The 13659-nt window shown below is 42.3% G+C and carries 15 protein-coding genes and 1 pseudogene; 13 read left to right on the forward strand and 3 right to left on the reverse strand.

Going from position 1 to position 13659, the window contains the following annotated elements; genetic code table 11:
- Nucleotides 1–190: 190 nt before the first annotated feature.
- The 5 genes and pseudogenes from IM473_RS14670 to IM473_RS22760 form a co-directional block, all read left to right on the forward strand.
- Nucleotides 191–412, forward strand: a complete 222-nt coding sequence (locus IM473_RS14670; protein ID WP_287690506.1) for a hypothetical protein — start codon at nucleotides 191–193, stop codon at nucleotides 410–412.
- Nucleotides 391–675, forward strand: coding sequence for a DUF2283 domain-containing protein (locus tag IM473_RS14675; protein WP_287660268.1), 285 nt, complete (start codon nucleotides 391–393; stop codon nucleotides 673–675). The genes IM473_RS14670 and IM473_RS14675 overlap by 22 nt, the downstream gene beginning before the upstream one ends.
- Nucleotides 676–819: 144 nt before the next feature.
- A complete protein-coding gene (locus tag IM473_RS14680; RefSeq protein ID WP_407069752.1) occupies nucleotides 820–1239 on the forward strand; it encodes a glycosyltransferase in 420 nt (139 codons plus the stop codon).
- Nucleotides 1229–2131: an NAD-dependent epimerase/dehydratase family protein gene (locus IM473_RS14685; RefSeq protein WP_287660269.1), complete on the forward strand. Its 903-nt coding sequence runs from the start codon at nucleotides 1229–1231 to the stop codon at nucleotides 2129–2131. The genes IM473_RS14680 and IM473_RS14685 overlap by 11 nt, the downstream gene beginning before the upstream one ends.
- A gap of 11 nt (nucleotides 2132–2142) precedes the next feature.
- Nucleotides 2143–2244, forward strand: a pseudogene (locus IM473_RS22760) (NAD-dependent epimerase/dehydratase family protein); the annotation flags it as partial.
- A 23-nt stretch (nucleotides 2245–2267) separates the two neighbouring features.
- Here IM473_RS22760 and IM473_RS14690 read toward each other — a convergent pair.
- Nucleotides 2268–4976 carry a bifunctional acetate--CoA ligase family protein/GNAT family N-acetyltransferase gene (locus tag IM473_RS14690; RefSeq protein ID WP_287660270.1) on the reverse strand — a complete coding sequence of 903 codons (2709 nt, stop codon included), beginning with the start codon at nucleotides 4974–4976 and terminating at the stop codon, nucleotides 2268–2270.
- Between the two features lie 249 nt (nucleotides 4977–5225).
- On the opposite strand from IM473_RS14690, the gene gcvH reads away from it, so the two are divergent.
- The 3 genes from gcvH (at nucleotide 5226) to IM473_RS14705 (ending at nucleotide 7844) form a co-directional block, all read left to right on the forward strand.
- Entirely contained in the window at nucleotides 5226–5621 is a 396-nt protein-coding gene (gene gcvH, locus IM473_RS14695) for a glycine cleavage system protein GcvH (protein WP_287660271.1), read from the forward strand.
- A gap of 159 nt (nucleotides 5622–5780) precedes the next feature.
- A complete protein-coding gene (gene moeB / locus IM473_RS14700; RefSeq protein WP_287660272.1) occupies nucleotides 5781–6953 on the forward strand; it encodes a molybdopterin-synthase adenylyltransferase MoeB in 1173 nt (390 codons plus the stop codon).
- Nucleotides 6954–7262: 309 nt separating this feature from the next.
- Nucleotides 7263–7844: a hypothetical protein gene (locus tag IM473_RS14705; RefSeq protein ID WP_287660085.1), complete on the forward strand. Its 582-nt coding sequence runs from the start codon at nucleotides 7263–7265 to the stop codon at nucleotides 7842–7844.
- Between the two features lie 68 nt (nucleotides 7845–7912).
- Here IM473_RS14705 and IM473_RS14710 read toward each other — a convergent pair whose 3' ends face one another.
- Nucleotides 7913–8287: a CU044_2847 family protein gene (locus IM473_RS14710; RefSeq protein ID WP_287660086.1), complete on the reverse strand. Its 375-nt coding sequence runs from the start codon at nucleotides 8285–8287 to the stop codon at nucleotides 7913–7915.
- Nucleotides 8288–8452: 165 nt separating this feature from the next.
- Between IM473_RS14710 and IM473_RS14715 the strand changes: the two genes are divergently transcribed.
- From IM473_RS14715 to IM473_RS14730, 5 genes are all read left to right on the forward strand, one after another.
- Nucleotides 8453–11698: an nSTAND1 domain-containing NTPase gene (locus tag IM473_RS14715; protein WP_287660087.1), complete on the forward strand. Its 3246-nt coding sequence runs from the start codon at nucleotides 8453–8455 to the stop codon at nucleotides 11696–11698.
- 188 nt (nucleotides 11699–11886) lie between these two features.
- Complete coding sequence (locus tag IM473_RS22765; protein ID WP_002737946.1) at nucleotides 11887–12042, forward strand: DUF6888 family protein; 156 nt, start codon at nucleotides 11887–11889, stop codon at nucleotides 12040–12042.
- Nucleotides 12026–12229: a DUF6887 family protein gene (locus IM473_RS14720; RefSeq protein WP_002758886.1), complete on the forward strand. Its 204-nt coding sequence runs from the start codon at nucleotides 12026–12028 to the stop codon at nucleotides 12227–12229. The genes IM473_RS22765 and IM473_RS14720 overlap by 17 nt, the downstream gene beginning before the upstream one ends.
- Before the next feature lie 144 nt (nucleotides 12230–12373).
- Entirely contained in the window at nucleotides 12374–12790 is a 417-nt protein-coding gene (locus IM473_RS14725; protein WP_104396434.1) for a XisH family protein, read from the forward strand.
- Nucleotides 12778–13113 carry a XisI protein gene (locus IM473_RS14730; protein ID WP_002736025.1) on the forward strand — a complete coding sequence of 112 codons (336 nt, stop codon included), beginning with the start codon at nucleotides 12778–12780 and terminating at the stop codon, nucleotides 13111–13113. The genes IM473_RS14725 and IM473_RS14730 overlap by 13 nt, the downstream gene beginning before the upstream one ends.
- Nucleotides 13114–13190: 77 nt before the next feature.
- Here the strand turns inward: IM473_RS14730 and IM473_RS14735 are convergent.
- Nucleotides 13191–13659 (reverse strand): RNA-guided endonuclease TnpB family protein (locus tag IM473_RS14735; protein ID WP_287660088.1); only part of this gene is annotated, 469 nt, incomplete at its 5' end.

Consider the following 13659-nt stretch of genomic DNA (forward strand, 5'->3'; position numbering starts at 1 on the left):
AAAAATTATTTTAATTGCCTCATATTTTTTAAGTAAAATTGAATTAGCAACGATAGATATACATTCCAGCTATCGAACTGCTTGGTTAGTACATAGAACAAAAGCAAGCTGTGACTGGGTTATAATTTTTGGAGATGTCTAATGGATTTTCTAAGCCATGAAAGTATCTTACATGGCGGGATATATTGATATGGTACTAGAAACTATTGCTGAACCTGATTTGATTGTTAAGGGATGGACTGATGAGCTAATAGCACTAAAACATTATCCGAAAACTGTTATCTCAAGAAAAGACGCGGTCGTCATCTATAAAGAACTAAAGAAAGATGGATTTGTCATAACTGCTTTTTTGACATCCTCCTGCGAAAAAATTATCAAGCGAGGCATCCTATGGCAGAAGTCAATCTCTTAAAATCAATTCCTTATTTGCTAACCGCACCTTCTTCAAGAATCTGGATAGATTATGATGAAGAAGCAGATGTTTTATATATTAGCTTTCGTAAGCCTCAAAGAGCCAATGATAGTTTGCTAGAAGACAATATTATCTATCATTATAGAGATCGAGACTTAGTTGGATTAACTGTCTTGAAAGCTTCGGATTTTAACAGTGGAGATAGTGAAAATAAAAGGTTCTTCGGTTTGTGTTATGCAATGGACGGGAGTTATAAGGAGTGAAACCCTTATATAGAAAGACATTGCTTCGATTTTTGCCAATTGTTTTCAATCTAGAACGAGCTAATCAATTAAGTCTCTTGCCAGATAAGGATTTAGCCGATTTCTGCCCCCTGATCGAACCATAGCAAGTAACGAAGAACCAAAATTAAAACCTTAGCCAAGGAGCTAAAAATTATCGACAGAGTTAACTTTTTAGGTTTTCGTAATAATGTAGCTGAAGTCTTAGCTCAAGCCCAAGTATTTACTTTAATATCTAATTGGGAAGGGTTTCCTTGCACCACAATCGAAGCAATGAGAGCGGGATTACCGGTAATTGTATCAGATGTGGGTGGAGCACCGGAAGCAATTGTGGAAGGAATAACTGGATACACCGTAGCGAGGGGAGATGTTAACACGTTACACCAGAGACTATTACAATTAGTTCTTGATCAACAGTTCAGAGCTAAAATGGGAGCAGCAGGACGCAAACGCTACGAAGCAGAATATACTTTTGAGAAGATGTTTGAAAAAACCTTTCAGGTTTATGAACAAGTTTTAGCGGAAAGGAGAAAAAATGATGATTGAGAATAAAATATTAATCACAGGTGCTACGGGGTTGCCCAGTGGTTTTTTCGGGCAACATTTGGCATCTACTAAGCCTGAAATAGAAATACATTGTTTAATTCGACTCACTAGCGATCGCAGTATGTTAGATAGTCTAGGACTGAATTTAACCTACGATTTTGGCGATAGCTCTATCTCAGAAACCTGGGAAGGAATTTTTAGGGAAAATAGTTTTGAAACCATCATCCATCTCGTCCAACTTCGACAAGTACCAACTATACTTAATAGTCTAAAAAAATTCCAACAAACTCCCCGATTAATTATTATTGGAACCACGGGAGTATATTCAAAATATAATGAATATTCTGCCGAGTATAAACAAGCAGAAAATTATTTACAAGAGTATCCTGCTTCTTATTGTCTGCTGAGACCGACAATGATTTATGGCACTACCAAGGATAAAAACCTACACAAATTGATTAAATTCTGTCACCGCTACGGATTCTTTCCCATTTTTGGCTCTGGTGATAACCTGTTACAACCAGTTCACGCTGATGACATTGCCCAGATGTTGTTAAAAGTCTGGGAATGTCCTGATATAAAAGGTGCTTACGATCTTTCCGGAGGTAGTATTGTTTCCTTCCGTCAGTTAATTTTATTGATAGAACAATTATTAGGCCAATCGGTGCGTCCCCTGTCCTTTCCCTTGAACTTTGGCATTTGGTCAGCTACCCTACCAGAAAAAACATTAGCTAAAAAATCACCCGTGCGACGAGAACAAATCTTGCGATTACAAGAAGACAAAGCTTATTCTCACGAAGAAGCTAAAAGGGATTTAGGGTTTACTCCTCGTACTCTAGAAGCCGGACTACAACAAGAGATAGAATTAATGCGCTCCCAAGGAATAATTTAACGAATTAAATCAATTTTTGTCTTGACTCTAGCTATATTCAAAAAACTCTGAATTGGCAACCTCCCTTTACTTTAGAGCAAGGATTAGCCCAAACAATTCAACCAGAAAATTAGTGATCAGCTTATCAAAAAAGGCTTCATAATTCAAGTTCCGCTTTGACAAAATCGGCAGTTTTATAGAGAGAAAACCCCACTTTAGCAGCTATCATCTGCATAGCGCGGTTATCCCTTAAAATTTCCCCTTCGATTCCGTCTAATCCTTCCTTTTTGCCAATAGTGACTAAACGCTGTAGTAATTCTGTACCAATACCTTGACCTTGATAGTCATCCCTAACTAATAAGTCAAATTCCGCCACATTAACGCCATGCAGTTTATTTAAGCGTCCTATAGCGATAATTTCTGGCTCTTCCGTCTGATCGTTATTAATCTCTACCACTAAGCTCATTACTCGATCGTAGTCGATAAAACAAATGCGCGTAAGACGATCATAAGCGGTTTGGCGATCGAGATTGACAAGATGAAAATAACGATAATAAATGCTTTCTTCCGAGAGATAATGGTGAAATTGTCGCACTAAAGGCTCATCCGCCGCCCGAATCGGACGAATTAGCACCTTTAAGCCTCTTTTCGTCGTCCAAAGTCCCATATAATGTTCGGGATAGGGACGAATCGCCGGATGAGATAACTTTTCTGGGGGAGTAGTTGGAGGATGAAGAAGTATAGAAGCGGAAAGAGCGATTAATTGCTCTGAATCGGCAAAAAAGGGATTAATATCGATAGTTTTAATGCGAGGCTGTTCACTAACCAGGTGACTAAATTTAACGATTATTTGCTCCAAATTCGCTAAATTAAGCGATTTAAGCCCATTTAATCCCTGAAAAGCCCGATAAATCTTGGTTTTTTCTAAAAGTCGGCGAGCGAGATTAGTATTTAAAGGAGGTAGAGCGGTGGCGTAATCTTGAAAAATATCGACCAAACGGCCACCAGTACCGAAAATTATCACGGGTCCGCACTGATCATCGTAATTAGAGCCGATAATTAACTCATATCCTCGATCAATCTCTAACATCGGTTGAATAATCACCCCGAGAAAATGCTCCCGACCCACTTGTGCGCTAACATTAGCTTCGATCGCCTGATATGCTTGCACCACTGCCATGGGGGAAAAAAGCGGCCATTGTACCCCACCCACCGCACTTTTATGGATAATCGTCCTCGAATGCAGTTTCATCACCACAGGATAACCGAGAGATTCAGCGAGATTAACTGCTTCTGCGGCACTTTCAGCAATTTTAGTGACAATAACAGGGATTCCATAAGCTTTGAGTATATCTAAAGACTCTGGCTCACTGAGAATTGTTCTATCCCCTGCTTGCTCGATAATCTGGCTCACTAAAACTCGATCGGAGCCATTTTCCTGAGAATTGGTTAAAATTGGCGTTTGATAAAGACCGCGCAGATTCTCTTCATATTTCCAGAGCAAATTAAACACCCGGGCCGCCGAATCGGGATAGCGATAGGTGGGGATATCTTGCTGATTTAATAACGCTACCCCCTCTGCAATGCCCTCTCCCCCCATCAAACTTGCTAAAATGGGTTTTTTGCTATTTTGAGCGATTGAAGCGATTCTAAGGGCAATTTCTCGCAGATCGGTGTTAAAGCGAGGCGAGAGAATCATCAACACCGCGTCGGTATGTGCATCCGCTAAAGCGATCTCTAGGGCGCGAGCGTAGCTATCGGGATCGCTGCTGCGACGCAGATCGATGGGATTTTGGGGGACAATATCCGCGGGAACAAGAGGCGCTAGTTGTGCGATCGTTGCGGGGGTAAGGGTTGCCAGTTGTCCATCTTCCGCCAGTAAAGCCGAGGCCGCTAAAAGAGCGGGAGCAACACCATTGCTGATGATTGTCAAGTGTTTTCCCCGGGGAAATCGGGGAATTTTCCCTAAAACTTGCGTGATATTCAAGAGATCGGCCAGTCTTTGTACTTCCACGATGCCACAGCGAGCAAAGGCAGCGGAGAGAGTTAGTTGATCGCTGGTCAATTTGCCAGCATGGGAAAGAGAAGTGGGGTCAAAGTCGGTACTGTGGCGACTAATGGCGATAATTGGTTTATTTAGGGCAACTTCTCGGGCCGAGGACAGAAAAGAGCGGGCATTATTCAGGGATTCCAGGTAGATAACGATGCTTTTAGTTTGGGGATCGTCTCCTAAATAATAGAGTAATTCGCCCCAATCCACATCTAAAAGAACTCCGAGGGAGATAAAGTGACTAAAACCGACATTTTCGCTTAAACTCCAATCAAGCATGGCAGCCGCGATCGCGCCACTTTGACTAATCAGGGCAATTGAACCGGGTTTCGGCAGGATGGGGGAAAAGGTGGCGTTAAGATTTTGGCTGAGATTGCAGATTCCTGAGCTATGGGGACCGATAATGCGTAATTTTTGACCAGCGATCGCTTTAATTTCCCTGAGTAAATTTTCCCCCATCTGTCCAGTTTCCCGAAAACCCGTCGAGAGAATCAGGGCGCATTTAACCTGTTTTTCGACAGATTGGGCGATAATAGCGGGAATTTCGGGAGCGGGGGCGGTGATAATTACCAGATCGATCGCCGCCTGGATATCTGGTAAACTGCTATAGCTGGGAAGATCGAGCCAGTTTTCGGGGTGAGGATTAACTAGATAAAGGCGGTGCTGACCGGGATTATGATAGAGATTATTTAAAAGAGTGCGATCAAGTTGGGGATTTTGGCGATTAAATCCCACCACAGCGATGGTTTTTGGCTCAAAAAAGGCTCTTATAGTTTGATGTTCGCCACCACGAGGATCTAAGATGGGATTTAACATAAGTAAGCTAGGAGGCATTTAAACTGGGTATTGTTAAGTGAGCTAAAAAAGCGGCTAACCCTTACTGTTCCAGTGTTCTGTGGCGTTCCCTGATCAACCTAGACCAATTTTAGCTGTTTAATCAGGGTTTGATCGGTGTAATTAATTTTGTCTAGGTAGCGATCGGCAATAAAACAGCCCTAGCCGATGAACATTTTCCCCAAGATATCTAGTAAACTAACTGATGCTGTAAATATTTAGAGACAGACGATGGAACTGGAATATCCCGAGGAGTTGAGATACCTAGAAACCCACGAATACGTCAGACTCGAAGGTGAAATCGCTACCTTGGGAATTAGTGCTTTTGCCGTCGATCAATTGGGTGATATCGTGTTTCTAGAATTGCCCGAATTGGGAGAGGCGCTGGAAGTAGGTAGTAGTTTCGGCACGATTGAATCGGTAAAAGCGGTAGAAGATCTTTATCCTCCCGTATCGGGAACCGTAGTTGATCGCAATCAAGCGATGATTGACTCCCCCGAATTAATTGCCGATGATCCCCACGGGGAGGGTTGGTTATTAAAAGTGCGGGTAGAAAATCCCGATACAGCCTTGGCTGATACCCTCTACGCTAGTGAATACCGCGCCCAAGTGGCAGGGGAAAGTTAACTAATATTAACAACACGCAGCCAGACCCTCACACTATCATAGGCATAGAAAGAATTAAAAATCCAGGAAGCGATCGAGTCTTCCTGATTTTTGTCTCTAAACCGTGCTGAGACGAAATTCTTGCCCGAATCGAGTGAGGTTTCACTATTTACCCAATCTATGCTAAATCCTAATCTCGCGGCGATCGAACTTTCCCAAGAGGAGGTTCAACGCTACTCTCGACACATTATTCTGCCCGAAGTGGGCTTAGAAGGTCAAAAAAAACTAAAAGCCGCCAGTGTTCTCTGCATCGGCACCGGGGGACTCGGTTCCCCGCTTTTACTCTATCTAGCGGCGGCTGGCATCGGTAGAATCGGTATTGTTGACTTCGATATCGTCGATAGTTCCAATCTGCAACGTCAAATTATTCACGGCACTTCTTGGGTAGGTAAACCGAAAATTGTTTCCGCTAAGGACAGAATTCTAGAAATTAACCCCTATTGTCAGGTGGATTTGTACGAAACCCGCATAAGTTCCGAAAATGCCCTTGACATTTTAGCTCCCTATGATGTAGTCATCGACGGGACCGATAATTTCCCCACCCGTTATCTGACTAATGATGCTTGTGTTCTTCTCGACAAACCCAACGTCTATGGCTCCATTTTCCGCTTTGAAGGACAGGCAACCGTTTTTAACTACCAAGGCGGTCCCAACTACCGCGATCTCTATCCCGAACCGCCACCACCGGGGATGGTTCCCTCCTGTGCGGAAGGCGGCGTTTTAGGGGTTTTACCCGGGGTAATCGGCACAATTCAAGCCACAGAAGCCATTAAAATTATCCTCGGCGCTCCGGATACCCTCAGTGGTCGTTTACTGCTTTACAATGCTTGGGAAATGAAATTCCGTGAGTTAAAATTGCGCCCGAATCCCATCCGTCCCGTCATTGAAAAATTAATTGATTACGAACAATTCTGCGGTATTCCGCAAGCGAAAGCACAAGAAGCGGCAGCACAGCAAAACATGACAGAAATGACCGTAGTAGAGTTAAAAGCACTACTTGACAGCAATGCCAATGATTACATTCTCATCGATGTGCGTAATCCCAACGAGTACCAAATCGCTAAGATACCCAACTCGGTATTAATTCCCTTACCCGATATCGAAAATGGTGCGGCAATTCCCAAAATTAAGGAATTAGTCAACGGTTATCGTCTCATCGCCCATTGTAAGATGGGGGGACGTTCCGCTAAAGCCCTCGCTATCCTCAAAGACGCAGGTATCGAAGGAATTAACGTCAAAGGTGGCATCAGTGCCTGGAGTCGTGAAGTCGATTCCACTGTACCAGAATACTAATTTTGGCTCTTGGGTGTTAGGGGTTGGGGTTTTAGGGTTTTGGGGTATTAGTTGAATTCCCCCATTCCCCATTCCCCCATCTCCCCACTTCATAATTCATAATTCATAATTCATAATTCCCTCTCCCCATTCCCCCATCTCCCCACTTCATAATTCATAATTCATAATTCATAATTCCCCATCTCCCCACTTCATAATTCATAATTCATAATTCATAATTCCCATTCCCCCATCTCTGTGTTCCCTGTTCCCCGTGAATCTGTTAAGATCAAGGCCAGTTAGCCTTAAAATCTTCGGTGTGAGCAAACGATGAAAAACCATATTAAAAAAATTGCTAGTTGGAGCGCGATCGCTACTATTTCCCTTGGCTTAGTAGAAATGAACCGAGCAGCGATCGCATTTGGCAACAATAATCAATTTAGTGCCTGTATCAGTCAGATTGTCCGCACGGGAGTCAGTCCCGAAGATGCCGCCACCGCTTGTTCAGAAGCATTAATTCCTAAAGAATTATCCCGGTGTGTGGTGATGATTAAATCCAAAACCCCGATCGATGGTAATCTGGCTCTGCAAGCTTGTTTTCAAGTGCGTCGTCCCATCGACCTAGGTAATTGTGTGGTCGATATCCATCGCGCTGCCCCCTTGTTTGCCGCTAATTCCCTCAAACAAACGGAAACAGCCAAGGAACCCGATAAATTAGGGATTTCTAGACAGGTTTTAGATTCCTGTCGTCAAAGTTTATTACCCGGTCGCTTTTCCCAATGCGTTATCGCTGTCAGTCGTGGTGCGGACAAAAATAATCCCTCCCAAGCTTTACAAACCTGTTTAAGTGCCGAGGATTTCCCTAGAGATCTATTCCCCAGTTATCCCCAAAATCAAGACCAGAGACCTTAATCAAGATTATTTGGCTCTCTTATTTTGGGAACATACGGAAGAACCAGAAAACGTTAAATATTGAACCATCAATCAGACGAGTTCGGCGGCTTAGGAAAGGTACACTTAACCGTAATATTTAAATTACTTTTAGCGGTTCCTTTAGTAATATAAGGGATTCCTACCTCACCGCCGATTTCCACACCAAATTGTAAAGTGACTTCCTCAATGTTGGCAATGGCTAAATTGCGAAAAGCGTTTAAGGTATAAGTAGTGTAGGTACGAATTGTATCTTCAATTGTCTGAAAATTCTGTAAAACTTGCTGTTTATCTGGTACATTAATTACCCCTTTAGGAACTCTTCCCTCGGTTTTTAATGTCTCGGCAGGAATTTCTAGGTCATCGGTGGACTCTATATAAATTAGAGTGTTTTCGTCAATTTGGATTGGAGTTAGTCGAGTCATAAATAATGCAAAAATTGAAAATTAACTTTTTTCTTAACTATTTCTCGGCTCTCCCGTACTTGTGATGATAAGAAAAGATTATCTAAGGGAGGGCCTATGCTTTCCTTGCAGTTTACCAAAAAACAACCTAATATAAAAAACATTTCTATCCCTTGCTGACTGTCTATGGCTCGCTACGCCCTCGTCATCGGAATTAACCATTACGATAACCCCAATTTCCTGCCATCTTTGAGCAAACCCGCCAAAGATGCGGAAGCTGTTGCTAAATTCTTGGAGAATACTGGGACATTTGCCAATGTAGAACGCCTACCCAATTGCTGGATTGCCGCAGAAAAACGCTACGAAGTTGTTCCAGGAAAGGTAACGGGGAATGAAGTCTTGCAGGCCTTACAGCAAATTTTATCGGGAGAGCAGACCAAAAATCAAGAAGTCTTGATCTACTTTTCAGGACACGGGTTTCGCCTGATCAATCGCATCGGTGACGGGGAAGCCTATCTCGCCACCTCCGATAGCCAACCCGACGGCAAAAATGCCATTTCTTTAGACCGAGAACTCAATCCTTTATTACGGCGTTCTAGTTTGAGTAATCTGGTGGTAATGCTAGACTGTTGCCATGCAGGGGCGTTATTGCCCGAAAATCGGGGACTAGATCGCATTTTGCTAGAACCTAGCCTCTCAGCGTTTAAGGAGAAGCAAGATTACTACCTAATCGCCGCCTGTCGGTCAGAACAGGTAGCGTGGGAAGATGAGGAATACAGTTTGTTCACCGCCGCTTTACTGAAGGGATTGTCGCAAAAACAGGCTGACCTAAAAACGGGAGAAATTAGTGCCGATCGCCTGTTTGATTTCGTCTCGCTGGAATTGCGCGGGAAGGGTCAGGAACCGATTCGTATGGGAGTTGGGCGATCGCTAATTCTGGTCAAATATGGGGCGCAACCTCAAGTTAAAGAGGTGAAACCGTTACTAGATGAGAAGGGAGAATTGCGCTGTCCCTATCAAGGATTGCTGGCGTTTACTAAGAAAGAACGCCCATTTTTCTTCGGACGCAAGCGAGTGGTGGACGACATCAAATCTAAGCTGGATCGGCTAAATTTTGTCCCTCTGATTGGTGCTTCTGGAAGTGGTAAATCTTCGGTAGTTCTGGCGGGATTGATGCCCTGGTTGGAAGAATTAGGATGGCAAATTCTCGAACCGATCAAGCCTGGATTTAAGCCGTTGACAATGTTGGAAAGCCTGCTGTTACCCTATTTTCGAGATGATCAACAATTGCTGGATCAATGTATCAATAATCCAGCCAGCGAAGGTTTAAAACCGCTATTAGAACTTTTTCCCCGCGAACACAAATTCTTGCTGGTGGTAGATCAATTTGAGGAATTATTCACTTTTGCTCTAGCGGAACAGCGCGATCGCTTTATTGAATTGATTACTCAAGTTGCCACAATTCCTGACTCTCCTCTGGCAGTTGTCGCTACCATGAGGGCGGATTTTATTGAACCCTGTTTGCGTTACGATTCTTTGCGAAAATTGATTCAAAATAACGCCGAATACCTGCCAGATCTAAGGGGATTAGATTTGCTAGAAGCTATCACCGAACCAGCCAAACTGCAAGGCTATGAAGTTACGAAAGAATTGCTCAATAAAATCCTTGAAGATATTAAACAAGAACCAGGATTTTTACCATTATTAGAGTTTGCTTTAACCCAGCTTTGGCAGAGGCGAGATGAAGCAAAGTATCAGGTTACTTTAGATGCTTACCAGGCGATAGGTGGGATAGTCGGAGCGTTAAATTGTCATGCAGATAAAGTCTATCAATACAAGGATTATGAAAAAGACTCACCGCAGCAGGAGCGAACAGAAACAGAAAAAGCTTTAATCAAGCGAATTTTCTTGAATCTTCTGCAAATAGGAGATGGGGAAAAAGATACCAGATTGCGTCAACCGAAAGCCTTTATCTTGTCTCTAGCTGGAGATAATCAAGAAGGACAAAAAGTTTTAACAGAACTAATTGAAGGAGAACAAGGATTAGTAAAAGGTCGCCTTTTAGTGACGGGAAAAACTGAACGAGAAGAAGAAGCTTGGGTAGATTTAGCCCATGAAGCTTTAATTGAAAAGTGGGACAACCTGAATCTGTGGCGAACCGAAACTCGCAAGGGAAGAGAATTAGCCAAACAGGTGGATAAAGATGCCAAAGACTGGCAAAAAAATAACAAATCTCAGTATTATTTGTGGTCGGGTGACAAGTTAGCAGATGCAGAGAAAATTCTGCAAGAATATCAAGACACTGTGGAGACTACGCAATTGGCTAAAAATTTTCTCGAAGCTAGTAGCCAGCAAGAATTATATAATTACCTCCGCAGTTCAGACATTGATAATTTAGAGCGAGAGACATTAGAAAAGGAAGCAGCCAACAAATCATTTTTAAACCGAGAAAAGTTGAGAAACTTACTCGAAGATGAGAAGGAAAAAGCACAGATAAGGCTGTCAGCTTCCTGGTTGCTGAAGCAGTGGGGAGAGGAGGTTCCTATCTGGACAGCAGAGGTTAATAAGCAAGGAAATATTGCCCTCTCAATCATCGCAGAAAACGATCTACCAGCCACAGTAATCGAAGAGTTAGAAGACGGAATAAACCTAGAAATAGTGGAAGTTCCCGGCGGTGAGTTTTGGATGGGTGCTTCTGAAGGAGAAGAAGGAGCATATCCAAATGAGCGTCCGCAACACAAAGTCAAGGTTTCTCCCTTTCTGATGGGCAAATATCTAGTAACGCAGGCGCAGTGGCGAGTAGTGGCTTCTATGCCTAAAATTGAACGGGATCTTAACCCAGAACCTTCCTACTATAAAGGGTATAGCCGCCGACCAGTGGAATGTATTAGTTGGTACGAAGCAGTGGAATTTTGTGAGAGACTATCACTCTGGTCACAGGAAAAAGGAAAAGGCTATCAATACCGTTTACCTAGTGAAGCAGAGTGGGAATACGCCTGTCGTGCAGTTATCAGTGAGTTAACTTTAGCCGAATGGAATCAGAAATATAACCAACCGTTTCACTTTGGCGAGAAGATTTCCCCAGCTTTGGCAAATTATCTAGAAACTCTTCGTGGAAAGACGACGACTGTAGGAAGGTTTCAAGTAGCGAATCTTTTTGGACTCTACGATATGCACGGCAATGTTTTAGAGTGGTGTACAGACCATTGGTATAAAAAGTATGAGGATGCGCCTAATGATGGTAGTGCTTGGCTGAGTGAGAATGAGGCTAATGAGGCTAATTTTCGTTTGCTAAGAGGTGGTTCTTTCCGCATTACTCCCGATTACTGCCGTTCTGCTGCACGCTATCAGGAGCGTCCCAACCTAAGAAGCGATCGCATCGGGTTTCGGGTAGTTGCGTCGTCGAGGACGGTTTATTCAGTTAACAGTTAACAGTTATTGCTTGTGCCAAGGCTCTGGCTTGGTATATAACATCTAGCGAGCAGACTACCTGAATAATTAGCGAGCAGGATGCTCGCATTCCCTTAAATCTAAGGCACTAAATTAGCTGTTTCAATCCAGTATTATGCTATACTTATTACAGGTATAAACTCGTAAATTGGAGGAAAAAGCCATCAATAATGATACCCACTCCCGAACAGATGCTTACTTGCATTAGAATGTGTCAAACCCTGTCTAACTTCTATACCGATATTCATCTATTTCGGTATGATGAAAATAGTAATGTGAGCATCTTGCTCACTAATGTGGAGTTTGAAGATGAATCATCAACCTGATTTTTACCAAATGTCTCGCCCAGAATTAAGAAAATATGTCCTCTCCCATCGAGAAGATGATGAAGCCTTAAGAATTTATATGGATAGAATGCGAACTGAATCAGGTGTAACTAGATTTACCCTTACTCCTAGTCAAGAAGATATGAAGAAATTAGAAGAATTTCTCAAGGCAAAAATGGATAAATAAAATCAATTTAACTTGCTTGTACCAAGGTTCTGCCTTAATGTATGCTTCAGGTAGAACCTGGGAACGAGATGAAAAAGACGAATCACCGATTCTTCAACAGTACCAAAATCGCTGCATCTCTAATAATCATCAGTTATAATAAAAATGCCAGCAAAAGATATTTATCATGATACCGTGAGAACTGCCTTAGACAAAGATGGCTGGACAATTACCCATGACCCCCTAATTATTCGCTGGGGAAAAAGAGATTTATATATTGACTTGGGAGCAGAAAAAATTATTGCCGCCGAAAAAGACAATCAAAAAATTGCCATTGAAATTAAAAGTTTTGTTGGCAAATCATCTATCGACGACTTAGAAAAAGCATTAGGACAATATATTTTATACTATGATTTATTGACAAAACTAAAATCTGAAAGAACTTTATATTTAGCAATTCATCAACAAGCTTTTGCCGATATTTTTGAAGATTTTATTGGTCAAGTTTTATTAGACAACAAACGATTAAAATTATTAATTTTTGACGAAATTGAGGAGGTTATTTTAAGATGGATAGTTTAGAAAAAATGAGAAAAATTATTATTGAATCTCTCCGTTATTATGCAAACTTGCGCTATGCTACTGGAGAGGTAAACCGCCTCCTCATTATTGACAAAGACTCTGATAACTATCTAATTCTCTTAGAAGGTTGGGATAACCGAGAAAGAGTACATGGCTGTTTACTGCATTTACAAATTATTAATGGTAAAATCTGGATACAACGAGACGGAACCGAAGACGGTATTGCCACTGATTTATTAGCCGCCGGTATTCCTAAAGAGCAAATTGTCCTTGCCTTTAAACCCGAACATATTCGACCCTATACTGAATTTGCTGTAAAATAAGCTATAGATTGACATCCTCGCCGCCGTAAAACGGACGGCGATTCCCAAACCTCACGATTTAGGCTTCGGCCGTGAGCTCAGCCGAACGGTTTCTGCTTCTTTCCCTTGCGGGGTTCCGCACCTGCCTTAACAGATTTACTCTGTTCTGGTCTTATGGTCGCTCTACAGACTGACACCGCAAGCCCTGCGGCCAAAATATTTTTACTAGCGTTAACATCTCGGTCATGGTGTGTCCCACAGTCTGGACAATCCCATTCTCGAACATTTAACGGCATCTTTTCGACAATATGCCCGCAATTACTACACCTTTTAGAGCTAGGAAACCATCTATCTATTTCGATGTAATTTCTGCCGTACCAACGGCATTTATAGGCTAATTGTCGGGTAATTTCTCCCCAACTAACGTCAGATATTGCCTGAGATAATTTCGGGTTTTTGACCATATTCTTAACGGCTAAATTCTCAACAACAATCGTTTGGTTTTCACGAACTAATTGAGTGGTTAGCTTATGTAAATGGTCTTTTCTGCTATCGGTGATTTGAGCG

This window comes from Microcystis sp. M015S2 (genome assembly GCF_020245945.1).
Taxonomy (GTDB): domain Bacteria; phylum Cyanobacteriota; class Cyanobacteriia; order Cyanobacteriales; family Microcystaceae; genus Microcystis.